We start from the raw sequence: 25383 nt of genomic DNA, 5'->3' as shown, positions 1-25383 counted from the left end.
AAATACCAACAGATGAAAAATTTAAGGATTGTATTTATGGGCACCCCCGATTTTGCGGTGGCAACATTAAAAACCCTAGTTGAAAACCATTATAATGTGGTTGGCGTTATAACGGCGCCAGATAAACCAGCGGGTCGCGGACAAAAACTGAGTGAAAGTGCCGTAAAGCAATATGCAACATCACAAAACCTAACAATTTTACAGCCAACCAATTTAAAAAACGAGGCTTTTTTAGAAGCATTGAAATCCTTAAACGCGAATCTCCAAATTGTAGTCGCTTTTAGAATGTTACCCGAAGCCGTTTGGAACATGCCAGAATACGGCACCTTTAATTTACATGCATCGTTATTACCAAACTATAGAGGTGCCGCACCTATTAATTGGGCCATCATCAATGGTGAAACAAAAACGGGGGTCTCCACCTTTTTTATTGACGACAAAATTGATACCGGCGATATGATTCTTCAGGAAGAAATAACTATTGATTCAGAAGAAAATGCTGGAAGTTTACATGATAAACTCATGGACATTGGTAGTCAATTGGTTTTAAAAACAGTGGCATTAATTGAAAAAGGACATCCTAAAACCGTTCCGCAGAAAGACCATGCAAACATTAAAACGGCATATAAGTTAGACAGGGACAACTGTAAAATAAATTGGAATAGTTCATTGGACACTATTTACAACCACATTCGTGGGTTGAGTCCGTATCCAGCAGCTTGGTGCACCTTAGTTAATGGGAATGATACCTTGGATGTTAAGATTTACAAAGCAGAAAATGAAGTTGACAATCATTCCAAAAGTATAGGAAGCATTATGTCGACGAAGAATGAGCTAAAAGTGGCTGTTGCTAATGGATACATTATTATCACAGAGATTAAACTTCCAGGAAAACGTACTATGGACATCAAATCGCTTTTAAATGGTTATAAATTTGAAGGAGATGCCAAAATGCTCTAAACCCTTAGTATCATTGACCTTTTCAATTAATCGATGAAATACCCTACCCTTATTAACAAATGGGTTAAGTTATCAACAATAATGCGGATTTCCCTCGTTATTACTTGCATGATTGCATAATCCGTATAAATTTGTAATAGGATTTAACAAAAACGTTTAACCTTATTATTAATAATTAAACTTTTATATTATGAACAAAACAGATTTAATCGACGGAATGGCAGAAAATGCTGGAATCACTAAAGCAGCTGCAAAAAAAGCTTTAGATTCTTTATTAATTGATATCGAAGGTGCTTTACAAAAAGGCAAAAGAGTATCTTTAGTTGGATTTGGTTCTTGGTCAGTTTCTAAAAGAGCTGCAAGAGAAGGAAGAAACCCTCAAACTGGCGCTACTATCAAAATTAAAGCTAAAAACGTTGTTAAGTTTAAAGCTGGTGCAGATTTATCAAACGCTGTAAACTAATTGTTTACTCCAATATTTAAAAAAGCTTTCTAAAATTTAGAAGGCTTTTTTATTTTAAATCCATACTTTATTGTTTTTTAAATAAAAAAAAACTAGATTTAGTTAAAATTTAATTGGCATGATAACTATGAAACCTAAAAGAGGTGACTTATTAATAGCCGAACCTACCATTATAGGCGATTCTTCTTTTAATCGTTCAATCATCCTTTTAGCAGACCACAATGAAGAAGGTTCTATTGGATTCATACTTAATAAGCCTTTAGAATATACCATTAACGATTTAGTTCCAGAAATTGAAGCCCCTTTTAAAGTTTACAATGGAGGGCCGGTTGAGCAAGACAACTTATATTTTATACATAAAGTTCCAGAATTAATACCTAATAGTGTCGAAATTTCATTAGGAGTATTTTGGGGAGGTGATTTTAATAATGTGGCAGATCTCATAGCCAAAAAAGAAATAAAAGAAACGGACATTCGGTTCTTTTTAGGATATTCTGGTTGGGAGGTCAATCAATTGGAAAATGAGTTAAAAACAAACTCTTGGTTGGTCACCGAAAACATTTACAAAAAGGATATTATTGCCAAAGACTATGAATCTTTTTGGAAAGAAAAAATGCTGGAATTTGGTGGTGAATACAGTATTTGGTCCAATGCTCCAGAGAATCCAAATTACAATTAAATTACACTTATTTTCTCGTTCAGTTTATTTAAAAGCAATGTCGATACATTGTTTGCGAATATTTTTTTTCTATATTTTGTTATCGGCTGAATACCCACTATAACATTTGTCATAAATAATTCATCGGCCTGTTGAAGTTCAAAAGGCGATATGGATGTTTCTTCTATGGTATATTCTGGCATACTTTTTATAATCTCAATAAGTTGTTTACGCATGATTCCTTTTAAACAACCATCTAAAATAGGTGGTGTTTTTATCGTATTGCCTTTTACAAGAAATACATTGCCGTTTAAAGCTTCTACGACTTGCTTATCGGTATTTAAAAGTAAGCAGTTTTGCAACTTGTTTTCTTTAGCATAAATGCTACCAATGACATTTAAAGCCTTGTTATTTGTTTTTAAAGTAGACAGTAAGCCTGGAGCTATAAAATAGTCTTTAAATAAATCTACTTCATACACAGGACCTTTAATGGTGTATAGATGATTTTCAAGAGGCTTGGCTATTATTATAAAACTAATGGCATTGCTATCTGGTAAATACAATCCGCCTTCATTTCTATGAATAAGCAATTTAACTCTTGCCGATGTATCTCGTAGATTATTAGTTTCTAAAGTTTTGAGTATTTGGTCTTCTAGAAATTCCATAGTAAAATTCATGGGAATCTCCATTCGCATGATACGCATGGAAGCCATCAACCTGAAATAATGATCTTCCCAAAACAAAATGTTACCTGCAGAAACCTTTATAGTTTCAAAAAGGGCATCACCGTAAGCATAGCCCCTATTGTTTATCGATAATATGTTATTGTCTTCGGAAATAATGCCGTTAAAATTCGTCATAAAAAAATACCCTATTCCTTCATTTTTGGAATAGGGCAAAGATATAATTTATATTCTTTTGGATAGAACTAAGTCGACCCTAAAACTTGTTTTAAACTAGAGATTTGATTATCCCAAAGCATTTTAGCTTGATCAACTTCATCTTCTTCAGCAAAATCGGTTACTATAATGGATACATCTTTAGTGATTTCATCTACTTGGATTTTAATCTCAAAAAACACGGCTTTATCATCTTCATCAGCTACCCATCTAAATTTAACACGTTCATCACTTTTTTTACTTAGCAGTTTGGCTTGTTCTTCGCTATCATCCCAAATAAAGGTAAACAACTCACCTCTAGAGTTTACGTTGTCTGAAAACCATTCAGACAATCCCGAAGGGGTAGATATGTATTGGTATAACAGTTGAGGAGATGCATGTATTGGGAACTCAATATCAAATCTAATTTTTTCGTCCATAAGTAATTTAAATGTTTACGATGCTCAATATATACATTAATTGGTAAGATTAACAATAATTTTTAAAAATATTTTACATAAGTAAAGTTTGTAAGCATCAATATTGTTTTTATATTTGCAGCCTTAAATTAGGCGAGGTAGCTCATCCCGATAGCTATCGGGAGGTTAGAGCGCAAATATGGCGAGGTAGCTCAGCTGGTTAGAGCGTCGGATTCATAACCCGGAGGTCGGGGGATCGTGCCCCCCTCTCGCTACTAGTAATAACAAGGGTTTCGAGAGATTGAAGCCTTTTTTTTATGCCTAAAAAATAGCTTGGGTACAACATAGGTACAACATTTCATTATTTTATAGGTACTCATACTAATTGAATCTAATTGACCATATTTGGTATTAAATAAAATTATTTACTGGATTCCTTGACATAACTTTAGTTTCTAGATAGGTAAACCTAAAAAGACAAACTAATGATAATTTCCCAACACCTGAACTTTATTTTGAAAATTCAACACTTCTTTGTTAAGTCTTTTTAGTATTTTTACTTTCTTCCTAAAGATAAGTAGTATGCCCCAATTTATTATAAATTCAACCTTGATTTGGGCTGGAGTTTTAGGTTTGTTTGTTATGTACCTAATGTTATTCTCCTATAGCTCCAACAAGTTGATTAATGCTTATTTGGTGGCGATATTTGTGTTGTGTTCCATTCGAAATATTCTATTAGGTTTTACAGATGAATCAGGCAATGGTCTCACGTTCAATCCAAAATTCATTAATCCAATATTCCTTCTAATAGTACCTTGTCTGTTTTTATACTTCAAGTCATTAGTTATGGATTACAGAAGATTCCAAAAAGAAGATTTGATCCATTTTATTTATCCCTGCCTAATTTTAGCTTTAAATTTGCTACAAGAATATCTCCATATCTTGGAATATCAATTGATTGAGGATATGCGCTTTGTAACTATAGTGATGTTCTTTATTCTTTATATAATCCTTTCCTATAAAATACTTAATAAAAACTTATGGAAACAGCCCCGAAAGGATTTTGTGGATCCCAGGCATGATAGTTTGATAAAAAACTGGACGTATTTTATCTTTATTATGTCATCGTTAATGTTTTTCAGGATAATATATTCTATCGGCGTTGAAAAAATATCTAATGAACCACTTCAAGCTTATAGGTTTTCAATTATGGCTGTTGTTCCATGGCTTTTAATTTATGGAAAAATTTTAATTACTCCTGAAATTTTATATGGATATCCTAGATTTAAGAAGCGTAAGATAAAAGATCAAGAAGTAATCCCGATAAATGATAGGGCATGGATTTATGACGAGTCTACTATTTCAAATTTTCAAAAAGAAATTTTGAAATGTGGCATGAAAAAAAGAGTGCTATCTCAAATCATTACTTTAGAAGATTTTATACACCAAACCAACCCTTTCAGAAATACCAACGTATCCATTCATAATTTTGCGAATTTTGTTGACCTGCCAACTAGCCATTTACATTATATTTTTAAATACCATTCAGTTATGTCATTTGAAGAATATAAAGTAAGTTGTATGGCAAATGATGCCAAAAAACTTATAGAAGATAACGATTTTGAATTTTCAAATTTAGAGAGTTTATCCTTAAAAGTAGGGTTTACGAATTACACAACCTTTGTGAATGCTTTTAAGGAACAAACTGGACGGGAGCCAGAAGAATATTTAATATGGAAAAAACAGATTGAGGAGTTTGAATTCATGCCATATGCTTGAAAAAAAAACAACTCTATTTCTACTCAAAAAAATATTATTTTTTGGTCATTTAATTTCATATCAAACGTCCGAATAATTCGTTGTCATCATGAATGGGAATACGATAGCGATAAAATAATAGTTTTGATGAAGAACCGACTGGATTCAAACCTAATATCTTGAGCCAAGTGTTTACAGTACCTGTGTGGAATTCTATACCTTATGTTGACTATTTGTGAACTTAAAAATTATACCAAGTAATTCTTGTCAATTTCCGTCTATCACAAAGGTATTAATTTACACATTCAATTCAAAAGTTGTCAATAATTAGCCATAAAAAAACACCTGAAATAGGTGTTTTAAATAATTGTATGTTTCCCATATCACATTAGTGATATTTTTCTGTTCCCATGCAATTCCCCCATTTCCATATTCAACTTTTCGTCCTTTCCTAATACAAATTTAGGAACCACAAAAACAAATTTAAATGATCCTCGGTTTAAAATAATACTAGGTACTTTATACTTATAAATAATGTTTTGCTTTAATCTCTGGTAAGATGTTTTTCGTCCATTATTTTCAGTAACTACGTGAATATTTAAATAATCCAATTCAAAATCGATTCCAGAATTGTTTTTTACTTCCATAGCGAAATATACCTCATTTTTATCATAAACCATTTTCAACAATTTTAAGACCATGCCATTTTCTCTTTTTGTGGCAACAGGATAATGTTTTGTCTTCAATAGATATTCTGAAAACCTTTTATAAATGGATTTTTCTTTGTTGTTTTTTAGGGTATCCATTGCAATTAGGGATCCAACCTCTTCAGGTTTCTCATTCCCCATACATTCTTCCTCATTTATAAAATAATTCAGCTTGGTTAATGTCTTTTCGTATTTTAAAATGTAGGCGTACACATTTCCGTCTTTGGTAATCGTCAGTAGATTGCTTGCATCACCCGGTGTGGCTTGCAACAATCCAAAATACTGTTCATTATCCCTATTGTAAGTGAAGGCAAAGTTATCCGCCCCTGTTATCCCTTGACGTATTGGCTTAGGAAAAAATAGGGCGACGTTCATATGGTCATTGGCATAGATGGTGTCCAATGGTTGTTGTGAATGCATCACAATAGATAAAATCAATATAAGGTATGTAATAATTGTTTTCATGATTAAATGTGTTTTTGCCCTTTATTGGGCTTTTAAGATTAATTGATAATTGTTTAATACAGTCACCTTAATAGTTCTGTTATCACGCTGAAAAAGTTTCTTAACCCCTCCAACTTGAGGAATTCCTGCAATGTTTATATCCTGAACAACATCATCCACGACTTCCCTAGTGGCATCCTCCCTGAAACTGTTCTCTATATAAATGCCCTCACTGCCATCCTGCAAGTCAAAGGCTTTCAGTTTTACTGGTTGATGGTTAATGTTTTCAATGTTTATGATGGTTCGGTTTGGACGAAAGCTCACAAATCCATAAATGGGTGTATTTCTAGGTATATTGATGCCATTAATAATGGCATCTTCCATTAAACGCATGCTCAATCTATAATTGGCCTTCACCGTTTGAGTGCCATCCACGATAACGGAAATGGATGGATCCGAATTCTGGAATTTATCTATGTAGCTTGCTTTAGGATTCGAAGCAAAAAAGAGTTGATGTTCCAATCCCAATTCCTTGGTGGAAGTGACAGCTTTCATGTTTAGAACTATAGTATCCGCTTGGGGTTTGAAGTCTTCAATTGGAACTTCAGCAATATTATTTTTCAAGGTATTCTCCGAATACTGAATACGGCCTTCGTTATAGATACTATCGATCATTCTCATCTTTTCCTGGTCCATCAAATCTGGGTCATAGACTCCGGTGGAATCCAATAACCGGTCATCATAGATGCTCGGGGCATTGGTCTGCCTGACTTCCTTTAAATCGTTCAGGGCATCTAGCTTCGATTCATAGGTTTTTTGTCCTTCTTCCAATTTAGGTAACGGAATTTGATTGTTCTCAATTGAGGGGTTATCATCACTGCCCATAATGAGCATAGCATATGCCACAATAAAGAGTACAACACACAATAGTGTGGCAGCAAATACGATTTTGTTCTTTTCAATTTTCATAATATTTAGATCTATAAGCTAATCCTATTATTGGTTTTTAAGGTTCTCCAATTTCCGTAGGCTATTTTCAAAAAAGTTGGTAATCAACAAGCCATGGGTATTATTTGGAAAGTTTCTATCCACATGTATCAGGTCTCCAGAGGTTTTTAGTTCATAGGCATCGGTAATGGTCCCTCGATTGACTTCAAATATGGTCAGGGTCTCAAACCTATAAGGTTCCTTATTAATGTCTAAAATGGTTTTAATGGAGACTACTTTTTGAACCAAGGAATACTGAAGTAACCGGTTATAGACACCGTCCGCTTTCTTCTGTCTGTAGAGGGCATCTATAGTACCATTTCCCAACCAAAGCGCCTTTTCTAGGTGCTTTTCATAGTTACTGGCATCAATATTATAGAAATAGGTATGGAACAGCTCCAAATGCGCCAAGGCTTCCACTTCTATGTTTTCCTTTTGTTTGACAAGTTTTAAAGGAATCACGCTTCCGTCCGTATTCACCACAAAGGCACTGTTTATGGTCTCTTTATGTAATGCCATTACAGACCATACGGAAATGATGCAGATCATGACTGCCCCTATGACAACGGCCAATACCACAAAGCGGTTTAATTTTAGAACATTATAGATATTCATATATGGAGTTTTTGTTTTCATTTGTGCTAATCGATTTTATTTTTAAATCCCAATTATTGGGTCATTTGAAAGGGCCTTAGTCACCACTGGAAAAGAGTTTTAAAGTAAAAGTGGTCGCCTTTCTATATAGTTTGAATTTCAATAGGACTATAAAGCCTATGGATCCCAGTTGAATAACAGGGGCGAACACTTGACTGCCCCAATCCGTTCCAAACAAGGTGGACCAAAAGTTGGTATTGACCTCTGTATAGAGATTGTTTACAAATACATTGACCAGAAAAAAGGCGGGTACCAACATATAGACCCCGGCATATAGCTTAAAGAAATTATAGGCCAGGCCCCTGAACTTTTCAAAGACCGCTAGACTGATGACCAATGGAAAAAAGGCTTGCATGATCCCTAACAGAAAATAGCGTTCAGCTAAGAACAGAGGATAGATAAAAATATCCAGCAGCCACAAAAAGAGGCCCAATATAAAAGCGATGACCTTCAGCCCGAACAACGGAGTGACTAAGGCCTCATACAGCAATGCCATGGCTTTTTTGGCGGCTTCCAAAGCACCCACATCCTGTTCAATATCGATATCCTGCATCTGTAACGGGAGGAGTGCCGGAGCCGTATCCCGATATTGGGTCTCGATGGCCACTAATATGGCATCAAAAACGTTCAATACCTGTGTGGAGAAAATGACCAGAATGACCACCGCAAAATTCTTGGCAAGTTCCGTCGGTGTCAATCCCCAGGTATAGCCGTCGTTATTGGCTACACCTTCGTTGTATTTCTTAAGGATATTGACCAAAAAGAACAAAATCGCCAAGGTTTTCATCCCCGTAATGGTATACTGGGCGAAATCACTGTTCTTTATCGTGGTAAAGACTGCATCCACATATTCCAATCCTATGGACATCCCTAATAATTGACAGTTCGGTTATTGATCTTGTCCTGCATGTTCCTAAATGCGATGATCTCTCTATAACGCCTGGTCTTAGCCTCAATTTCCGCGACCATTTCCCTGGACTCCAATTCCTTTTGGTTTAAAAATTGAGCACGCTCCGCATCGGTCATATTTAGGGTATTATTGGATAGTAACTGACTTACAAAGTCCAGATCATCCAAAGCTTGTTCTATAATGGCATTAAAGGATTCGGATATCCTATTGACCTCCCCTGGCTTGATATAGGGCGAGTTCAATAGCTCCCGTAGATCATTCTGTACCATATCAAAAAGCCTTTGATTGTTTCGGGTCAGTTTCTTGACAGCGTTCAATTGTTTGACAATGTTGCTTACTTTTTCAATACGCTCCTTCTGCTGTTTTAAAAACTCAACGGTTTTCAAAAGTTCTGAAGTTTGCTTTGCGGATTCCACCAAGGATTTGGCAAGGCTTATAAAGTTGGTGTTGTCATAAACCGGCATACCTTGCGCATTGGCATTGGTGCCCGATATACTCAGCAGTAACAGCCATGCTGCACCTGCAATTGTTTTCTTAAGTACATTTTTCATTTGTTTTCTTTTTAATGGTTATTATTAATTAATGCAGTCTAAGGCTGCTTGATAAATTCTTTTATGGCCTGTTCCATATCTTGTGTCCTATTGTATATGGTCATTATGGCTTCGTTCTCTGCGCCATCCGTGAGATAGGCGGCATACACTTCCTTCGGGACTTCCAACCTGAAGATGTTGCTTTCCTTACCGATCTTGATGAATATTTCGGTATACTTTTGAGTCCCCGACAGCTGGTTCCTGATCGATTTTAACTGGTTCAGGTCATGGCTGGACAGACTAAGTCTGTTTTTTAATTCTTCGTAACCTTTCTCGTTACGAAGGCTATATATAACCTGAGTGTTCTCCAGAATACTGGCAGAAGTGGAATTGTTGGGCAATTGGTTAATGGATTGTAGGATGATCCCAATGGCACCGTTCTGTTTCCTGATGGCCTGATAATAGAATTCAACACTTTCCAATACGTTCCCAAACTTCAGTTGCTTGGCAAACTCATCAAACAGAATGATGCCCTTTTCAGCCTTGTTCCTCCATATGGTCCGTTGGATGGCCGATTTAATAAGCTTCAACATGACCGAAAGGATTTCCTTATTGTCCTTAACTTCATCAAGCTCAAAGACAATGAGCCTCTTGTCCTCGATCTTGTAGGTTTGGTCTTCACTAATGCTAAACAGAAAACTATATAATCCCGAACCGACATATTCAGAGAGGATGTGCAAAAAATCATAGACACTGAAATGCGTGTCACTGATATTAAGACTGTTGACCAATGTATCTTTATTTGTATCTACAAATTGGTACAATGATTCCAAGGAATGATTGCTTCTAATTGAAGCATAATAATGCAACAATACCTTTTTCATGGCTACCTCCTCAGCTTTTTTGGCTTCCTTTCCGGATGCCAAAAGTTCTAAAAGGAACATGGCCAAATCTTCTAAACGCTCCGGTGTCAGATCTGCATCCGTTGAAATATAAAACGGATTAATGCCCAGGTTTTTACCTTGCTCGTATCTAAGTATGATATGGTCTTTTGGATACAGTTTCGCAAATTTGGAATAGGAACCACCCAGATCGATAATGACCAAACGCACACCACTTTCAAAATACTGTCTTAGGATGTTATTGGCCAAAAAGGACTTCCCTTCCCCTGTTGGAGCAAAAATGGCAAAATTCCGGGCCTTGATGCGTTTCTTTTTCTCGTCCCAAACATCCTTAAGAATAGGCACATTATGCTGTCTATCATTGAAGATAATTCCCTGTGAATCCGACTTATAATTGGTGTTGTTGATATATAAACATAAGGCATGCTTTAAATCGGTAACATACAGATCGTCATTGGAGAAATTGGAAGCAAAACAACAATACGAGTTCAAGAAGTAATGTTTCCGTTCCTCGCCGTTGGGATAATAGGGAACGATGTCCAGTTCCTTGAACTCTGCCTTTATCTTGGACGCGATTCGTGACACGTCTTGGACTTCCCTACCCCAAAATACGATGTTGAAGTGTCCCCTGATGATCCGGGACGAATCATCAGAATTAATCATATCAACAATGTCCTCGATCTTTTTTAGGATGACTTTATTTTGTGTACCGAAATTGGAACTTTTATTGAGTTCCTCTATTTTCTTCTCCAGCAGTTTCCGCCATTTGTGCTTGTCATCCAAATAGATGATCTGGTTTACGATGTGGTTTTCATTGAGATTAAGGCCTAAACCATCCATAAATCCTTGATGGAACACAAAATCATCGGAGGTAAACCTATCATTGGTCTTACTGCTCTGGGCCACCTCGCCAAAACAAAGTTCACTATTGATTGCCAATACATCAAAATGGTTATCCCCAATTTCGATATCGGATTTCTTAAGCTGAATATCGGTATCGAAGCCTTCATTAAATCCATTGAAATAGGTGCCCGTTAGATTTATGATCTCGTTTTGGTTCAATGGCATGAGGGACACTTTCCTGCTATTGTTGATAAAGGACACTGCATCATGAACGGCCGTGCTAAACTCTTGAAGTTTATGGTCCATTTGTCTATGGATCCCTTTCGCAATCGCACGAAACGGATTGATAAACTTTGAAGTGTTCAGTGCTTTGTTATAGGGCATTATAAAAAATAGATAACACCGATGTTCAAGATATTCCCTTCCCTTAAAGTAGTCGTAGGTCGCCCGTTCCAAAAAGCTGTGGTTTGGAATGTTCTGGGCATCATATAATGTCTTCCGATAAATATCCTGTTTATGGACGATGGTACCAATCGGCAAGGATTTAAACCCTTGAAACCATGCACCATGGATATCCTCAAAGTCTGACTCTGATAACGAAAATATTTCCGGTACATCAACACTGTAACACAATAGTACATTGCCATTATTTGCAAATACCATGTGGTTTTGGATATCCAAGATGGGATGGTATGCAGCAAGGTTAATAGTCTTCATAATCCAATTGGTTTTGTCTTTTATTACTAATGGTTTTGGGAAACACTTTTTTTAATTGCCATAGGGATGGGTTTTTGGTAACATGTGTCAATACGATATATAAAATGGCATTGAAAAGAAACACCCCGATGATGACCATAACACTGAAGGAAAAGATGATAAACAGCAGTGAGCCAATAATGGCCGTCACCATCAGGGCAAACAATGATATGGGCAAACCCATGATCATCGCTCGCTTTCTGATATTTTTATATACTTCGTACTTTTTCATGGCTCCTTAGAATAGCTCCCAAAAATTTATACGACGATGCCTATCAGATAGGTAAAGATGCCCACTACCGCCCCTGCAATCAGTACGAATACCAATACCCGGGTAATGCCCTTTTTTAAATCGGCATTTTCTCCAAAGAAATGGCCTGCATTAAATAGAAAGCCGATTAAAAAGATGACCCCCAAGATGATGGGGAAAATGGTCCGTATCGTGTCCGAAACATCATTTACGGAATCTTCAATGCCCCCAATTTGAGCAAACATAGCGGTTGAAACAAAGCCCAAAAGCAAGCTTAAATAGATTGATTTTTTCATAAGAATAAACGTTTAAATTTTTAATGGTTTCGATATATGAAAATTACAATATATTTGTATTTAAACAACTGATTATCAATATTTTAATTAAAAAATAATATTTGATTTAGATTGTTTTCAATTGAAAACAAAAGGCATTAAACCGTATGGTTTTGAACATTAAAAAATCGCTGAATTATGAAAAAAAACTTAAAATGGAACCTTAAAAACGTCGTATTTCTTCTAGCCATGCTGAATACGTGCTTGGTTTTTGGTCAAAATCCTGACCCAAAAAAACGAATCATTATTGATGTGGGACATGGTGGCCATGATTCCGGGGCTGTAGGCATCCATGGCATAAAAGAAAAGGATATTGTTTTGACAGTTGCCAGGAACATTTTGAATCTTAATGACATCGTATTGAATGGAAAATTGGAATTGTATATGACCAGATATCGTGATACATTTATATCCCTCTCCGATAGAGGCCGATTGGCAAAAGCCTTATATGCCGATGTGTTTGTGTCCCTGCATTGCAATGCCTCCCTGGTTAATTCCAAGGGCATGGAGGTTTATGCACATAACTCGGACAATGCCCATCTAAAAGCATCCACTACCATAAGTTTAGCCATTCTGAATGAGAGTTCCAAAAAATTGGGGTTTGGAATACGTGGTGTGAAGTTTTCCAATTTTCAAGTATTACGCGACATGTCTGATTTTTGTCCTGCGGTTCTTATTGAATTGGGATTTGTGACGAATTGGGATGAAGCCAGCTATTTCTTAAAACCCACAAATATTAAAGCACTGGCTTTGGCCATACTAATGGGCATCATTAATTATTTGCGAATTTGAAAGGTTCCCTTAAATATTTTAAAACGCTAAAAACAAGTCTCCTTAGTTGTTTTAAAAGAAACTGTCCATTCGTTGAAATGGGTTCTATGTGTTAAATGCCTTGGACATAAGCTCCTGTTCCCTTCTGGAAATCCCTAAGGCATTGGCTTCCTTTTTCCATTCCGAAACTGCCGATGAAACTTCAGCTATTATGGCATCCATTTCCAGTTCTGTCAAGCGAAAAAATAGGCCCACACTTTTGGCCAAACCATAATCCAGTTCGTTGTTATGCACATCGATATTCAAGGACAAACCATCTTTATCTATGGATGGGTTTAAATCATAGGCTGGTGAAAGTACCCATCCTAGGCTTGTTAAGATAAAGCCATGGTTTCGCAGGTGGTCATCCGTATTTGAAATGGCTATATTGAATACGATTCTACGCCACAGCTGTTCCAGGTTTTCATTGACCATGGCACCTTGGTTTTGAATGAATTCTGCCAGATCCAAATAACTGGCTTGCTGGTCCCTGATGGTGTCCTCATTGTTTCCTGTCATGGTCATTGCAGATGCAAAATGGACACGTTCACCTTCTTCACGATCAAATCGCTTTGTAAAAAATGTATTAAATTGTCCCGATACCTTTTCTATCCTTGATGGCGACATGTGAATGCCTGCCTTTAGTGCCAATCGATAGGCCAAATATTCCCATGCCGCTTTATCCGTTGTATCATTTTTGGAAGGGAATTTAGCAATCCATGGCTCATTATTTTCGTCCAAAATATTTGCTTTAGGCCGTGCGCCTCCTAAAGATGATCCTGGTGCCATTAATATGTCCAGCCACTTTTTAACGTCATCACTGGCTTCTTCATTTTCAAAACCTTTTGCCGCTTCTTGCAGCTCGCGTATGGATGACCATGGAGGTGTTGGTGTTTGGTCGTTATCATCCAAAAAAGGTCCGTTGATATCCGTCTTGAACCGTAAGCCCCCCATACGGCTTTCATCATACACACCCAACAAATAATCCACTTCGTATAATGTCCTTGCCCTTTCCCCTTTTATATTTGCACGTTGTACCTCCTTACGTTTCATTAGTGTACGCCCCCAGGTATCCGGCATACTGTCCAAGAACACCCCAAAGTTTACCTTATTGTTTGGATATTGTGGACCGGTATAGAATTGTATATCCGGATCCAAGAGCATTTGTTGTTTGGATGCCACCCAGCCCTTTTCATATTCAAAACTAAAGGCCTTCCTTCCCTTGGCATGTAATGCAGAAAGGGTTCCTATCAATTGGGGTTTTTGCATGCCTTTCCAATGGGCGAATACATATATGTCTAATTTTCCAGTTGCCATTTTTGGTTTTAATTTAAAAATTTAAAGATTTATTGACCCCGTACTTAATAATGGTTAAAGCAACTCTAGGTCCTGGAGTTTTCTGCCAAACCCATCATCAGCTGCCAACTTCAAAAAATCTTCCTGAAGGCCCAATGCGCGCATCACGTTGAAATAGGCCCCTATGGCTACACTAGGATTTCCCGTTTCAATTAGGTACAAGGTACTCCTAACAATATCTGCCCTTTCAGCAACTTGCGCTTGGGTCAGTTTCCTTCTTCTACGGGCCAACTTAATATTAGCACCCACCTGTTTAAGGATGTCCTTATGCTTTGGAAACAATATTTGTTTTTTCTTTCCCATTCCTTAAATGATTGTTATTTCAAGCAAATATAGTTATTATGATTGAAATAACAATCATTTATTTTTTGTTATTGTATTATACTATTGATGCATGCAATCGGAAAACCATCTTTTGTCCTTATAAAACTTTGGCAAATTTTCCTTGTTTTTGCCAAAGTTTAATGGATCCTTAAGACATATTATCCTTTGAAAATAAGCCTTTATATTTTCCTAAAACTTATGTCCTTTTATCTTTGCTCCCATCATCAAACGCCACCAAATTAAACAACTCCCTCATACGTGAACGTACCCGAATGCCATAGCGCTCTTCCAATTCCTGGGCATTGAGATTGGTGGTAGCATGGGTCTTGATGCTGTAGCCTAAAAATAAATCATATCTGGAAAGCAGGACTTCACCCATGACATTACAATCCTTACCATAATGCCTTCCCATGGGTTCTACACCTAGATCATCAAAGCAAAAGCACTGTCCATTGCCAAAATCCTCGATGGTTTTATAACCGATGTGGTTAAATCCAAAAACAATATTTCTGGAAGGCATCATTTTATATGGCTTTTGATGTGGCACTATGTGCCTAAGCAATTTCATCAAACTGGTTTTACCGCAACCTACGGGACCGGTCAACAAAACACCCTTACGAACATCCATATCCAACTTTTTACAGTTGGCCTCATCACGGATCATATAATTGCAAAGCCTAAAAACGATTTCACTGTCTTCATCGAATAGCTTAAAGCCCGCACCGAACAATAACTTCCCTTTGGCGTTCAGGTAAACAAGTATTTTATCAAAATCATAAATAATCAGGTTGTTCTGGATATGCCCTAAGGTATATTCCACGTTACCTTCCAAAATGATATATGGTTTTTGGATAATCATAAGGGCTCATTGTATTTTTTATCCGTGCTTGTTTTTAAGTTGTCCCGATATGGGGAAGCTCCATTCCGTTTGCCATCCGTTTCAGAATTTTCAAAAATCAAATTTTTTAAATTTTCCCGTTTGTTTAAGTTTTTATTGTTTTCCAAGGTTTGTATATGTTTGTTTATAGATACCACTGCTTGTCCACTACTTGTCCCAATATTGGTACGGCTTAGGTCCAGAGCTTGTCCAGAACTTGTCCCAAAATCGAACATCTTAATGCGGCTGCCCTTAAATGGGTTGTGGGAGGGTGCATATAAAATATAGCTCCAAAGGCTTAATTCCTTGATACAACGGTGGTAGGTACTTTTGGATCCAATTTTTGAAAACGACATGACTTCCTCGCGATTGATATAGAATTCGGTTTTGAAATAATTCAGGTTCCATAATTGGAAGAGTGCAACATAGAGACTGATATGTGTTGGATTGAGCCTGGTATCCCTAGAGAAACACAAAAAAACCGCATTAAGGTGCTTGATATAATTAATCTCCTCCAAAATGGCCTTTTAGAATTTGTTATGGACCCTATTGCTTTCCAAAAGTTGCATGATTTCCTTATGGTCATAATATAGCACCCCGCCAACCTTGGTATATGGCAGGGTGCCATTGATACGTAGGTTTTGCAGGGTTCCTGGGGAAATCCCAAGGAGTTCCCTGACCTCAGGTGATTTTAGCCATTGCTTGGTTTGGTGCCCTGATTGGTTGTTCAGTAATTGTTTGATATCATTCAGTAATTCCGTTTTAAATTCCCGAAGATCTTCCGTAGTGATGATGGTCGCTCCCATAAGTAACATTGATTTTAAAAAACAAAGCCGTCCGTGTTATCATCCCTAAAAATAACGTTTGGACGACTTTGCACTGATTTGACTTTCGTATGGCAAAACTGGGAAACAATTTAATTCCTTATTCACAAGGCACACCCAACTTGGGTGATTTTTTCCAAAGGCTCTTTTAAGATTTTTTATAAAAATTTTAAAGTAATCTGATTTTAAAACCATACAAAACAGGACGGTAAACATGAGTTATAAAAAACACCCATCTTGGGTATTTTTAACGGTCTAAATTCAGCATATGTTGATCAAGTGATTCCTTCAGCTTATCTATAAACTTTGTTCTATGTAACTTTCTGGAGCGGATCTCTGAATAGGTTCGATAATAATCCCCTAAATCCGTTTCCAAAAGTATTTCAAATGAATCAGCTATGTCATTGATATTAGCGGCACCGCGATTTATAGCACCCGATGCGTGTAAGGCATAAATCAACTCAATTAAATCCACTTTAGTACTCGTCCAAAACAGCTTTGGTATTGAATTTCCCTTATGGGATTCGGTAATTTTCACATAGCCATTATCAAGTTTTCCTATTTCCTTTTTCGAATAGACAATCAACTGATTATAGGCCATAATGACGGCTACAGAACTATCATGGCTCGTAGAAAACGGTATGTCAGTTACAACATGTAAGGTATCTAGATGGAAGGTAATTTCTGCATCCCTACGCATAAAATAGTGCTCATCTAAGAAGGTAGCACCACTGCGGTAATAATGATAAAATTCCTGATTATTGTTAAAATATTCCTGCAATTTATCAATTTGGGTTACAAAATACTGTCTTTGTGCTTCATTGGTACTTCTAGGCCGTTTACTTTCCATGGTAAAAAGCTTCCTGTAGTAAATAAGTTTACCAAACACTTGAGGTTTTATATGTTTAAAAAAATGTATTTCTTCATCTTTTCCACGAAACCCCTCAAGGACGACCTTATCTCTGAGTTTCTTAATGACCAAAGTGATTTTTCTAATGCCTTGCTCAGATTTGGAAAGAGCGTCCAATGGTTCACGCTCTAGACATTCCAGGTCTTGATTCAGGTCATTCAAATAGTCTTCATAGATATTCATTGCCGGATGAAATTATATTAAAAAAAATTGTTTACCTGGATACAAAATAGCTGAATCACCCTATCTCAGTGTAGATACTTTGTATATTATTTTTATTCATTTCATCTACTAAGCTCTATCACCAACTTAATAATTTAAAAGCCATAATTAGCAGCTTTGAAAAATTATTTGATTATAGACTCCGATGAAGAATCCATTCGCTTAATCGAGCATGAATTACAAAAAACAGGAAGGTTTGAATTATTGGGAAACACAGTATGTTTAAATAAGGCTCTTGATCTAATTATAACGCACCAACCTGATTTGGTATTTATAAATGTCGACGGTGTTTTTGCCGATGCTTTTAGATTTACCCTGGAGCTACATCTTTATAAAATACCCCTTCCAGCATTTATTGCTTTATCTACCAACACAGAACTCGCCTATCAATCCATCAAACATGAATTTTATGATTACTTAATAACGCCTTTGGCCTCTTGTGAAATTAACAAAAGCATAGCAAGGTTTCAAAAGAAGCCTGTCACTGATGGTAAATTAGTTTGTCTTAAATCATACAAAAACTACCACTTTTTGAATACGCAAGCGATTATTCTTTTGAAGGCTGACAACAATACCACGGACTTTCACATGCTGAATGGAGACATCATTACGGCTTTTAAAACCTTAAAGACTTTTGAAAATAAATTACCTGATCATTTTAAAAGGGTTCATAAAAGTTTTATCATCAACACCTCAGAGGTTAATCGCATCGATTTTGGTAAAGGTATTTGCAAGCTAAACCATTTTAAAAACCTAATCCCCTTCTCCAAAAAATACCAAGGGACTATGGATGCCATTTTTTCGTCACTTCCCAAGATAACGTTCTAATTGGCGTTACACTGCCTTTTAAAAACCAGACGCTCCCTCATGGAAACCACACCCTCACTAAAGCCATGGATTATTTGACTTCCACAACATTTAGGACTACTAAATTAGACGAAGAAAGCTGCTTTTAACGGGACCTTTTTGAGGTCATGTTTCCATTGTGCACAATACAATCACTTGTCAGAAACACTTCTGACTCCAAAACATTTGTGTAATTAAAAACATTAATACTATGAGAATTTCCATAAACCATATCCTATTGGCAACCTTATTACTGAACTTTTTTATGTCCTGCACACCCACTGAAATCCACCAAAAAAGCACGCCTCCTGCCGAAGTGGTGGCCACTGGTGATGATTCCAGTGTGCGTCCGGATAATGATAAAGATGACTAAACCTTCGTGTAAACACGTTTATTTCGATTTTTAATCCAGCCTTTAACAGTTTTTGTTAGAGGCTTTTCCTATATTACAGGTCTCTCTTATATGTGGTGAAGTGCTGTAACTTAAAATATAACCTAGCTTCACTCCTTTTCTGTATGCTGTTTTTGATGCTCTTCTTTGTGGACTGCAAGGATCGATCGGAATTTAAACACCATGATATGGATAGAGGAGACAGTATTTCTGTGCTTCTTCAAAAGGTTAAAACAGACCACCTTACCAATGCCCAAAAAGGTATTTTACTCCAAAAAGCTTTCCGATTAAGTGAAACTACTGTGGATTCAGTAGCATTGGAGCATCTCAACACTATTGCATACCAAGCTTATAAGAGTCACGATTCTGCACTTTTTTTCGCTTCGGGACATAAAGCATACACCTTCGCCGTTCAATTGCAGGACACCGCAAAGATTGCTGATATGCATTGGAATTATGGGGCATATTACCTAAGGCAGCTAAGTTATGACAGTTCATATTATCATTACCAAAAGGCGCGCAAACTTTTTCATGAAACCGAAAATACGTTTTATGCAGCTAGGATGCTCTATAACATGGCCTTTATTCTTAGCAGACTCAGGGATTACACAGGTGCGGAAGTGTATTTGTTTCAAGCCATTGAAATTTTTAAACCCCTGAACAAACATAAACAGCTTTACCTGTGCTACAACCTTTTAGGTGTTATCTATGAGGAACTCGAAGACTATGATAAATCCTTATCCTATCACCAAATGGCTTTGGATTATTTGGATAAGCTTGAAGATAAATCCCTTTTTCTGCAAGATAGTTACAATAATATGGGGCTTATTTACCAAAAACAAGGAAACCAAAACCAAGCCATTGCTTATTTTGAAAAAGCATTAAAAATAACAGACTTAAGGGCAATTGATCCCTTTCTTTATGCCCGCCTGATTGACAACAAGGCTTTTAGCAGATTTCTAAATAATGATACCTCAGATTTGCCTAAGGCTTTTTTTGAGGCACTACATATTAGGGATAGCATGCATAATATTTCGGGAGTGATTATGAGTAGAGCCCATTTAGCAGTCTACTATGCCAAGCAAAAAGATACTGCCATGGCTTTAGACCATGCCAAAAAGGCCTACAAATTATCCCAACATATCAAAAATAATAGAGACATTCTTCGATCACTGGAGTTACTTTCTAGACTTGATACTAAAGGTAAGGACAAATACCTGGAACAGTATATTATCATAAACAAGCTGGTTCAGGCTCAGGAACGAAACACGCGTAATAAGTTTACCCGTATTCAATATGAAACAGATCAGTATATCGCCCGAAACAAACAGCTATCCTCTAGAGTGACTTGGACTTTTATAGGCGGATTGGTTTCCTTTCTACTCATTTTTTTGGCCTATCTCATTTATCGACAAAAATCCCAAAATAAACTATTGCAGTTTGAAACCAATCAGCAACGGGCCAATGAGCAAATCTACCGGCTTACACTGCAACAACAGGATAAACTACAACAAGGTCGCAACCAAGAACGGATTCGCATTTCCGAAGATTTACATGATAGCATCCTAAGCGATTTATTCGCCCTTAGAATGGGTTGGAATTATCTCGAATTAAAGGGCGAGGACACGGCCATTAAAAAACACCAATTCTATCTTGAGGAGTTGCAGGGCATCGAAAAGAAAATTAGGGAGCTGTCACATGAACTGAAGAACAACATGATGGAATACCCCATCGATTTTATTTTTATCGTAGAAAGCTTGGTTTCCAAACGCAGTAAAATTGGAAAGTTTGAATATCAGTTACGGCATGATGGTAATATTCCATGGGAACAGATAGACAACCTCATTAAGGTAAACCTCTATCACATTATCGAGGAAGCGTTACAAAACTGTATAAAACATGCTCAGGCCTCTAGTTTTATTTTGCAGTTTTTATGGTATGGCAACAACCTAACACTTGAAATGACCGATAATGGTATTGGTACACGCGGCAAACGTGGCTCTGGCATAGGGCTGAAAAACATTCATTCCAGAACGAAAAAAATGAACGGTACGTATGCTTTAAAATCGACACAAGGCAAAGGAACCAAAATAACAATTAATATTCCAATAATCCCCGAAAAATCATGAGTAAAAAACAATACCGCATTTTATTGGTTGACGACCACCCCTTAATTACCAATGCTTATGAAAATGCTTTTATAGCCTTTGAACAGGAAAACAACATCCATTTTCATATAGATATTGCCCATAGTTTTCTTTCGGCTTTAAACACCTTGGAAAAGAAACGGTACGATGTGGTATTCTTGGATGTGCAAATGCCAACCATGGAACATGAAGGTTTATACTCTGGTGAAGATTTAGGGGCACGAATCAGATCTCAAAGCCAAACTACTAAAATTGTCATCATTACCACTTTTAATGACAACTACCGCATCCATAGCATTATTGAACATGTCAGCCCTGATGGTTTTCTTATTAAAAATGATCTTACACCGAAAGAATTGGAATTGGCCATTTCCCGCATCTTGAATAATCCGCCTTATTACAGTAAAACCGTGATACAATCCATGCGTCAATTTATCAGCAATGATTTTATTTTGGATAAAACGGATAGAAAACTATTGTACTATTTATCCAGAGGTGCCAGTTTAAATGAAATTGCCAACATCCTGTCATTGTCTAGAGCGGCAATAGCTAAACGCAAACAACATTTAAAAGAAGTTTTTAATGTGGAAGGTGGTGAAACCTTAGCCTTGCTTGAGAAAGCACGCGACAAGGGTTTTATTTAAAAAATTAAACCTTAACCTATAAAAGTAAGCTATTCAAAAATCCAAAAAGTAGACTATTTGTATAAAAAAAGTATTCAAATAGTCTACCCTTTCCTAAAACGTATCCTGTAATTTTATAACCTGAAACAACATCCGGCGTAACTTAATATTTTACTTTATATGTCAGTGCGCCCATACCATATACTCTTCATAGAGATCATTTGTTTCCTGTTTATCCTTCTGTTTTCCTATGCTGCAATCAGTAAACTATTGGATTTTAAAGTATTTAAAATTCAACTTGGTCAATCGCCCTTGTTAACTGTTTTTGCCGGATGGATAGCTTGGGTGATTCCCATAATAGAACTGATGATAGCGCTATTACTAGCGATTCCTAAATACCGGTTGGTAGCCCTTTATGGGGCCATAAGCCTGATGAGTCTTTTTACCTTGTACATTATTGCTATCCTAAATTTTAGTGATTATGTGCCGTGCTCATGTGGAGGGATTTTGGAAACCATGGGATGGCAGGAGCATTTGATCTTCAATGTCGCTTTTTTGTGCCTTGCCATCATGGGTATACTGATAGTACCACAAAAAATAAATTCAACATAAATAAAAACAGATAAAAAACTTCAATTGTACAGTTGATCAAGGGGCACCGAAAACCTTTAACAGAGTAGGATTAACTTTAATATTTTAATATCATGAAAAAATTAAAAAAAATCATGTTTGCAAGCGTTGCCTTTCTATTTGCCGTAGTGGCCGCTTTTGCCAGTAAAAATGTATCTTCCACTGATAGTATAGACCAGTACTATGCTAAAGATGGTGCCGAATGTGTAGCAACAGATTGCAGCCCTTCAAATCAAGGAGAATCTTGTAATTTCATCGTGTATGAAGAGGATATCTCAAATGAGTGCTCTACTCCTGTAACGGTTTCTACATACCGTCTGGAATAATTTAAACAAGAAGGAACTGGTTTCTCCCCAGTTCCTTCTTATACATCTTCTTCCATGAAAACTAAAATTTTACGTATTGTTGGATGCCTTATCCTAGGTATGCTCCCTGTTTTAATTCTGAACTTAATACCTCATACTAACCATAAAAACGAGAGTGCATTCATCCGAAGATTTCCACCTCATTTTTTAGCCAACAAAAACACTATAAATATAAAAACAAATAGGGGTTACATCACTGGAATGGATAGCTCAAAACTGTATATTGGTTACGCTACAACACCTTTAAAACTTAGTTCATTTCAATGGGATTACAATGAATTCTTGACTTCTTCCTTCTCGATCAAGGACAGCTTCCCCATCGCATGGAAAGTATTAAAAAACAGTGTTTTTGAGAATCATATTTACCTTATGGAAGGTCTGACCCCAAATATTTTTGAAAGCTCCTTAGAAAAAAATGTTTTGTTTCGAAAAAAAATAGACAGTGTTACCTTTACCGATTGCCTACCTCTTTCGACTTCCCTATTTATAGTTAAAACCTTTAATACGCAACGGACCCAACAAGTTTTGGCGTTGTTAAGGGAAGGTTCCAACAACCTTCACATTCCAAATATGAATTTAAAAAAGCAAGTGGATGGTTTTTTTTGTGTTGATGGAGACCTTATTTACAATAAGGAAGCTGAACGCATCATATATACCTATCGTTATCGCAATGAATTTTTAATTTTTGATTCTAATCTAAAGTTTTTATATGCTGAAAACACTATTGACCCTAATTTCCAAGCTCAAATAAAGGTTAGTAGCATAAAGGAACATGGCATGGAAAAAATTATACTGACCGCTCCACCCCATGTCGTCAACAAAAAAAGTTTCAGCCAAGGACAGTGGCTATTTATAAACTCCAACATCATTTCAAAAAATGAAGACCAGCTCCGATTTCATTCCAAATCCGTCATCGATATTTACGAACTGGAAAGCGGCGACTATAAATACAGTTTTTACATTCCTTCATATGAAGGACTAGTCATGAAAGATTTTGCTTTTTACAACAATACCCTAGCCGTTCTATATGACCAGGGTATCATTGTATTTAATATGGGTATTACAAAAAACTAACGTTCTAAAGCTTCATTTATTAAAGCCACTAATTCCTTTGATTTTCCATGCTTTGGTGGGGCCGAAGAGTATATGCGTCCTTCCCTATCAATAATCATGGTTGTAGGACCACCCTTAATCCCATAGTACAATGTGAAATCATGCTTAAACCCTAAGCCCCCTGTATATAAGTTCACATATTCCTTGAGTCCATAGCGCTCGGATTCAACACTTTTTAACCATTGGTCCTTGGATTTGTCACCCGAAATAGATACAAAAACCACATCGGGGTTATCTTTAAACAGCGGATACACCTGATGATCCACTTCTTTGGCCAAATACAGGCAACCTGAACAACCTGTAAACCAAATATCCAAATAAACAACCTTCCCTTTAAAATCGGATAATCTGACCATATTTCCTTCCGTATTAGGTAGATTAAAATTAAAAGCGGTGGCTCCTCGTATTTTTCTACCATACATGGTATCAATGATTGCTTTTAATTCTGGGGTTTTTATTAAATCATAACTCATTTGAAGGCATTCCTCAATACCGTAAGTATCCTGAACATTTAAACTTTGTAAATTATAAAGCAATAATTTTTCCCTTAACATTCCCGAATATTGGTTTCGCCAAATTTGACATAAATCACTAAATCCCTTTGCATGGATATGCTCATACCGATAATCAGGATTTTCGGGATCCCCTAGTTGTAATTGTGCAATAGCCATATTCGATAAAAACATGATGTAGTAAGGGGAACTAGCCAAGATATCACTTGGTAAGTTTGTATTTAAACTTTCGTCAAATAGCTTTCGATACTGTTGAATTTGCTTTGTAGAACAGGTATCGACATGCATATTACTAACAAATGTTTTTAAATAAACGCCATTTTCCCCATAAATATCTGCTTTCATGATTTTAAATACCCGATCTGACAATGAATCCTTTACGGTTTCCAACGCCCTAATTTGAATATTGGACAGTGAATCCGCAATTTGGACCTTGTTGCTTAAGGCTGCGAATTTATAACCATAGCGCCTCTGGATTTCCCTTCGATTCACTTTATAACCTGATTGAAAATTTTGCCACTGTACCTTAAACTTTTCTGAACCAGTTCCCGAAAACTCGTATACATGCTCTTCCTTAGACTCGTCTATTTCTATGTGGATATTATCCCCAGGCTCTACAAGAAAATTTCTTAGGGCATCCCCCCATCGCTGACTTTTCTCTCCTGCTCGTTTTTTATAAGAACCTATGGTAATCCTTGTAGGTTCCTTAATATCTTTGGATTTGAATAAAAACGTTCCATTGGAGCCCGTATAAATGGTAGTATCCTTTGTACCGAATAATTTGGTCTCTGGAATAAGGCCACCAAATAATATACGGATACTATCTCGAACACCGCCATTTCCCTTTATTGTTCCACTAATTGTCACGTAGGATTGTTTTTTGGGCACCTCATTGGTCTTACAGGCATAACAAAACCCAATAACAAGTATCGTGATTTGTATTATAAACACTTTTTTCATTTTTTATTATTTGTTGCTT

Annotated in this window: 29 protein-coding genes and 1 tRNA gene; 13 read left to right on the top strand and 17 right to left on the bottom strand. The window is 36.6% G+C overall.

All coding sequences use genetic code 11. From position 1 onward, the window contains the following. Window positions 1-12 precede the first annotated feature (12 nt). The 3 genes from fmt (at window position 13) to CSW08_RS14160 (ending at window position 2102) form a co-directional block, all read left to right on the top strand. A complete protein-coding gene (gene fmt / locus CSW08_RS14170) occupies window positions 13-960 on the top strand; it encodes a methionyl-tRNA formyltransferase (protein ID WP_106660526.1) in 948 nt (315 codons plus the stop codon). A 190-nt stretch (window positions 961-1150) separates the two neighbouring features. Further along, the gene (locus tag CSW08_RS14165) at window positions 1151-1423 is read left to right on the top strand and encodes an HU family DNA-binding protein (protein ID WP_100611319.1); all 273 of its coding nucleotides are present in this window, start codon (window positions 1151-1153) and stop codon (window positions 1421-1423) included. A 118-nt stretch (window positions 1424-1541) separates the two neighbouring features. Beyond that, a complete protein-coding gene (locus CSW08_RS14160; protein ID WP_106660525.1) occupies window positions 1542-2102 on the top strand; it encodes a YqgE/AlgH family protein in 561 nt (186 codons plus the stop codon). Here CSW08_RS14160 and CSW08_RS14155 read toward each other — a convergent pair. Both CSW08_RS14155 and CSW08_RS14150 read right to left on the bottom strand, forming a co-directional pair. Further along, window positions 2099-2941 (bottom strand): aminotransferase class IV, encoded by an 843-nt coding sequence (locus CSW08_RS14155; protein ID WP_106660524.1) that lies wholly within the window; start codon window positions 2939-2941, stop codon window positions 2099-2101. The genes CSW08_RS14160 and CSW08_RS14155 overlap by 4 nt on opposite strands. A gap of 68 nt (window positions 2942-3009) precedes the next feature. Further along, window positions 3010-3399: an START-like domain-containing protein gene (locus CSW08_RS14150; protein WP_106660523.1), complete on the bottom strand. Its 390-nt coding sequence runs from the start codon at window positions 3397-3399 to the stop codon at window positions 3010-3012. A gap of 180 nt (window positions 3400-3579) precedes the next feature. Here CSW08_RS14150 and CSW08_RS14145 point away from each other — a divergent pair. Further along, window positions 3580-3653: transfer RNA gene (locus tag CSW08_RS14145), tRNA-Met, on the top strand. A 571-nt stretch (window positions 3654-4224) separates the two neighbouring features. Further along, window positions 4225-5157 carry a helix-turn-helix domain-containing protein gene (locus tag CSW08_RS14140; protein WP_157831502.1) on the top strand — a complete coding sequence of 311 codons (933 nt, stop codon included), beginning with the start codon at window positions 4225-4227 and terminating at the stop codon, window positions 5155-5157. A 362-nt stretch (window positions 5158-5519) separates the two neighbouring features. Here CSW08_RS14140 and CSW08_RS14135 read toward each other — a convergent pair whose 3' ends face one another. From CSW08_RS14135 to CSW08_RS14100, 8 genes are all read right to left on the bottom strand, one after another. Beyond that, window positions 5520-6308, bottom strand: a complete 789-nt coding sequence (locus CSW08_RS14135; protein WP_106660521.1) for a DUF4138 domain-containing protein — start codon at window positions 6306-6308, stop codon at window positions 5520-5522. A 21-nt stretch (window positions 6309-6329) separates the two neighbouring features. Further along, the gene (gene traM, locus CSW08_RS14130; protein ID WP_106660520.1) at window positions 6330-7256 is read right to left on the bottom strand and encodes a conjugative transposon protein TraM; all 927 of its coding nucleotides are present in this window, start codon (window positions 7254-7256) and stop codon (window positions 6330-6332) included. A 27-nt stretch (window positions 7257-7283) separates the two neighbouring features. Beyond that, the gene (locus CSW08_RS14125; RefSeq protein WP_238987277.1) at window positions 7284-7889 is read right to left on the bottom strand and encodes a conjugal transfer protein TraK; all 606 of its coding nucleotides are present in this window, start codon (window positions 7887-7889) and stop codon (window positions 7284-7286) included. A gap of 76 nt (window positions 7890-7965) precedes the next feature. After that, a complete protein-coding gene (locus tag CSW08_RS14120) occupies window positions 7966-8796 on the bottom strand; it encodes a hypothetical protein (protein ID WP_106660518.1) in 831 nt (276 codons plus the stop codon). 2 nt (window positions 8797-8798) lie between these two features. Further along, the gene (locus CSW08_RS14115; protein ID WP_106660517.1) at window positions 8799-9389 is read right to left on the bottom strand and encodes a conjugal transfer protein; all 591 of its coding nucleotides are present in this window, start codon (window positions 9387-9389) and stop codon (window positions 8799-8801) included. 38 nt (window positions 9390-9427) lie between these two features. Next, entirely contained in the window at window positions 9428-11830 is a 2403-nt protein-coding gene (locus CSW08_RS14110; protein WP_106660516.1) for a TraG family conjugative transposon ATPase, read from the bottom strand. Further along, window positions 11817-12101, bottom strand: coding sequence for a hypothetical protein (locus tag CSW08_RS14105; protein ID WP_106660515.1), 285 nt, complete (start codon window positions 12099-12101; stop codon window positions 11817-11819). Before CSW08_RS14105 ends, CSW08_RS14110 begins: the two co-directional genes overlap by 14 nt. Window positions 12102-12127: 26 nt before the next feature. Continuing rightward, window positions 12128-12415, bottom strand: a complete 288-nt coding sequence (locus CSW08_RS14100; protein ID WP_106660514.1) for a hypothetical protein — start codon at window positions 12413-12415, stop codon at window positions 12128-12130. Window positions 12416-12592: 177 nt separating this feature from the next. On the opposite strand from CSW08_RS14100, the gene CSW08_RS14095 reads away from it, so the two are divergent. Continuing rightward, complete coding sequence (locus CSW08_RS14095; protein ID WP_106660513.1) at window positions 12593-13246, top strand: N-acetylmuramoyl-L-alanine amidase family protein; 654 nt, start codon at window positions 12593-12595, stop codon at window positions 13244-13246. An 84-nt stretch (window positions 13247-13330) separates the two neighbouring features. On the opposite strand, the gene CSW08_RS14090 is transcribed toward CSW08_RS14095, so the two are convergent. The 6 genes from CSW08_RS14090 to CSW08_RS14065 form a co-directional block, all read right to left on the bottom strand. Next, window positions 13331-14581 carry a type II toxin-antitoxin system HipA family toxin gene (locus CSW08_RS14090; protein ID WP_106660512.1) on the bottom strand — a complete coding sequence of 417 codons (1251 nt, stop codon included), beginning with the start codon at window positions 14579-14581 and terminating at the stop codon, window positions 13331-13333. A gap of 54 nt (window positions 14582-14635) precedes the next feature. Next, on the bottom strand, window positions 14636-14902 hold the full coding sequence (locus CSW08_RS14085; RefSeq protein ID WP_238987276.1) for a helix-turn-helix domain-containing protein: 267 nt from the start codon (window positions 14900-14902) through the stop codon (window positions 14636-14638). Window positions 14903-15140: 238 nt separating this feature from the next. Further along, window positions 15141-15797, bottom strand: a complete 657-nt coding sequence (locus tag CSW08_RS14080; RefSeq protein ID WP_106660614.1) for a P-loop NTPase family protein — start codon at window positions 15795-15797, stop codon at window positions 15141-15143. A gap of 2 nt (window positions 15798-15799) precedes the next feature. Beyond that, complete coding sequence (locus CSW08_RS14075) at window positions 15800-16339, bottom strand: hypothetical protein (RefSeq protein ID WP_106660510.1); 540 nt, start codon at window positions 16337-16339, stop codon at window positions 15800-15802. Between the two features lie 9 nt (window positions 16340-16348). Then, on the bottom strand, window positions 16349-16627 hold the full coding sequence (locus CSW08_RS14070; protein WP_106660613.1) for a helix-turn-helix domain-containing protein: 279 nt from the start codon (window positions 16625-16627) through the stop codon (window positions 16349-16351). Between the two features lie 265 nt (window positions 16628-16892). After that, window positions 16893-17738, bottom strand: a complete 846-nt coding sequence (locus tag CSW08_RS14065) for an RteC domain-containing protein (RefSeq protein ID WP_106660509.1) — start codon at window positions 17736-17738, stop codon at window positions 16893-16895. 156 nt (window positions 17739-17894) lie between these two features. Between CSW08_RS14065 and CSW08_RS14060 the strand changes: the two genes are divergently transcribed. From CSW08_RS14060 to CSW08_RS14035, 7 genes are all read left to right on the top strand, one after another. Continuing rightward, on the top strand, window positions 17895-18605 hold the full coding sequence (locus CSW08_RS14060) for a LytR/AlgR family response regulator transcription factor (protein WP_106660508.1): 711 nt from the start codon (window positions 17895-17897) through the stop codon (window positions 18603-18605). Between the two features lie 229 nt (window positions 18606-18834). After that, a complete protein-coding gene (locus tag CSW08_RS18140) occupies window positions 18835-18996 on the top strand; it encodes a hypothetical protein (RefSeq protein WP_157831501.1) in 162 nt (53 codons plus the stop codon). Window positions 18997-19202: 206 nt separating this feature from the next. Further along, a complete protein-coding gene (locus CSW08_RS14055; RefSeq protein WP_162495560.1) occupies window positions 19203-21143 on the top strand; it encodes a tetratricopeptide repeat-containing sensor histidine kinase in 1941 nt (646 codons plus the stop codon). Next, window positions 21140-21805, top strand: coding sequence for a response regulator transcription factor (locus tag CSW08_RS14050; protein ID WP_106660506.1), 666 nt, complete (start codon window positions 21140-21142; stop codon window positions 21803-21805). Before CSW08_RS14055 ends, CSW08_RS14050 begins: the two co-directional genes overlap by 4 nt. A gap of 159 nt (window positions 21806-21964) precedes the next feature. Next, window positions 21965-22396: a MauE/DoxX family redox-associated membrane protein gene (locus tag CSW08_RS14045; RefSeq protein WP_106660505.1), complete on the top strand. Its 432-nt coding sequence runs from the start codon at window positions 21965-21967 to the stop codon at window positions 22394-22396. Window positions 22397-22488: 92 nt separating this feature from the next. Next, window positions 22489-22740 (top strand): DUF6520 family protein, encoded by a 252-nt coding sequence (locus CSW08_RS14040; protein ID WP_106660504.1) that lies wholly within the window; start codon window positions 22489-22491, stop codon window positions 22738-22740. Window positions 22741-22794: 54 nt separating this feature from the next. After that, the gene (locus CSW08_RS14035) at window positions 22795-23853 is read left to right on the top strand and encodes a hypothetical protein (protein WP_157831499.1); all 1059 of its coding nucleotides are present in this window, start codon (window positions 22795-22797) and stop codon (window positions 23851-23853) included. On the opposite strand, the gene CSW08_RS14030 is transcribed toward CSW08_RS14035, so the two are convergent. Next, entirely contained in the window at window positions 23850-25364 is a 1515-nt protein-coding gene (locus tag CSW08_RS14030) for a peroxiredoxin family protein (RefSeq protein WP_106660502.1), read from the bottom strand. The two genes, CSW08_RS14035 and CSW08_RS14030, sit on opposite strands and share 4 nt — an antisense overlap. Window positions 25365-25383: the final 19 nt, after the last annotated feature.

Origin of the sequence: Confluentibacter flavum (assembly GCF_002843175.1) — a bacterium.
In the GTDB taxonomy this organism is placed as follows: Bacteria; Bacteroidota; Bacteroidia; order Flavobacteriales; family Flavobacteriaceae; genus Confluentibacter; species Confluentibacter flavum.
The sequence above is the reverse complement of the archived record's forward strand: the minus strand, read 5'-3'. Positions and strand labels throughout refer to the sequence as shown.

Coding starts and splice junctions, on each gene's coding strand:
- CSW08_RS14105 (WP_106660515.1), bottom strand. CDS start 12,101: ATGAAAAAGTACGAAGTATATAAAAATATCAGAAAGCGAGCGATGATC.
- CSW08_RS14150 (WP_106660523.1), bottom strand. CDS start 3,399: ATGGACGAAAAAATTAGATTTGATATTGAGTTCCCAATACATGCATCT.
- CSW08_RS14100 (WP_106660514.1), bottom strand. CDS start 12,415: ATGAAAAAATCAATCTATTTAAGCTTGCTTTTGGGCTTTGTTTCAACC.
- CSW08_RS14110 (WP_106660516.1), bottom strand. CDS start 11,830: ATGAAGACTATTAACCTTGCTGCATACCATCCCATCTTGGATATCCAA.
- CSW08_RS14040 (WP_106660504.1), top strand. CDS start 22,489: ATGAAAAAATTAAAAAAAATCATGTTTGCAAGCGTTGCCTTTCTATTT.
- CSW08_RS14135 (WP_106660521.1), bottom strand. CDS start 6,308: ATGAAAACAATTATTACATACCTTATATTGATTTTATCTATTGTGATG.
- CSW08_RS14090 (WP_106660512.1), bottom strand. CDS start 14,581: ATGGCAACTGGAAAATTAGACATATATGTATTCGCCCATTGGAAAGGC.
- CSW08_RS14120 (WP_106660518.1), bottom strand. CDS start 8,796: ATGTCCATAGGATTGGAATATGTGGATGCAGTCTTTACCACGATAAAG.
- CSW08_RS18140 (WP_157831501.1), top strand. CDS start 18,835: ATGAGAATTTCCATAAACCATATCCTATTGGCAACCTTATTACTGAAC.
- CSW08_RS14155 (WP_106660524.1), bottom strand. CDS start 2,941: ATGACGAATTTTAACGGCATTATTTCCGAAGACAATAACATATTATCG.
- CSW08_RS14115 (WP_106660517.1), bottom strand. CDS start 9,389: ATGAAAAATGTACTTAAGAAAACAATTGCAGGTGCAGCATGGCTGTTA.
- CSW08_RS14165 (WP_100611319.1), top strand. CDS start 1,151: ATGAACAAAACAGATTTAATCGACGGAATGGCAGAAAATGCTGGAATC.
- CSW08_RS14045 (WP_106660505.1), top strand. CDS start 21,965: ATGTCAGTGCGCCCATACCATATACTCTTCATAGAGATCATTTGTTTC.
- CSW08_RS14070 (WP_106660613.1), bottom strand. CDS start 16,627: ATGGGAGCGACCATCATCACTACGGAAGATCTTCGGGAATTTAAAACG.
- CSW08_RS14140 (WP_157831502.1), top strand. CDS start 4,225: ATGGATTACAGAAGATTCCAAAAAGAAGATTTGATCCATTTTATTTAT.
- CSW08_RS14055 (WP_162495560.1), top strand. CDS start 19,203: ATGGATAGAGGAGACAGTATTTCTGTGCTTCTTCAAAAGGTTAAAACA.
- CSW08_RS14065 (WP_106660509.1), bottom strand. CDS start 17,738: ATGAATATCTATGAAGACTATTTGAATGACCTGAATCAAGACCTGGAA.
- fmt (WP_106660526.1), top strand. CDS start 13: ATGAAAAATTTAAGGATTGTATTTATGGGCACCCCCGATTTTGCGGTG.
- CSW08_RS14160 (WP_106660525.1), top strand. CDS start 1,542: ATGATAACTATGAAACCTAAAAGAGGTGACTTATTAATAGCCGAACCT.
- CSW08_RS14050 (WP_106660506.1), top strand. CDS start 21,140: ATGAGTAAAAAACAATACCGCATTTTATTGGTTGACGACCACCCCTTA.
- CSW08_RS14035 (WP_157831499.1), top strand. CDS start 22,795: ATGAAAACTAAAATTTTACGTATTGTTGGATGCCTTATCCTAGGTATG.
- CSW08_RS14125 (WP_238987277.1), bottom strand. CDS start 7,889: ATGAATATCTATAATGTTCTAAAATTAAACCGCTTTGTGGTATTGGCC.
- traM (WP_106660520.1), bottom strand. CDS start 7,256: ATGAAAATTGAAAAGAACAAAATCGTATTTGCTGCCACACTATTGTGT.
- CSW08_RS14095 (WP_106660513.1), top strand. CDS start 12,593: ATGAAAAAAAACTTAAAATGGAACCTTAAAAACGTCGTATTTCTTCTA.
- CSW08_RS14030 (WP_106660502.1), bottom strand. CDS start 25,364: ATGAAAAAAGTGTTTATAATACAAATCACGATACTTGTTATTGGGTTT.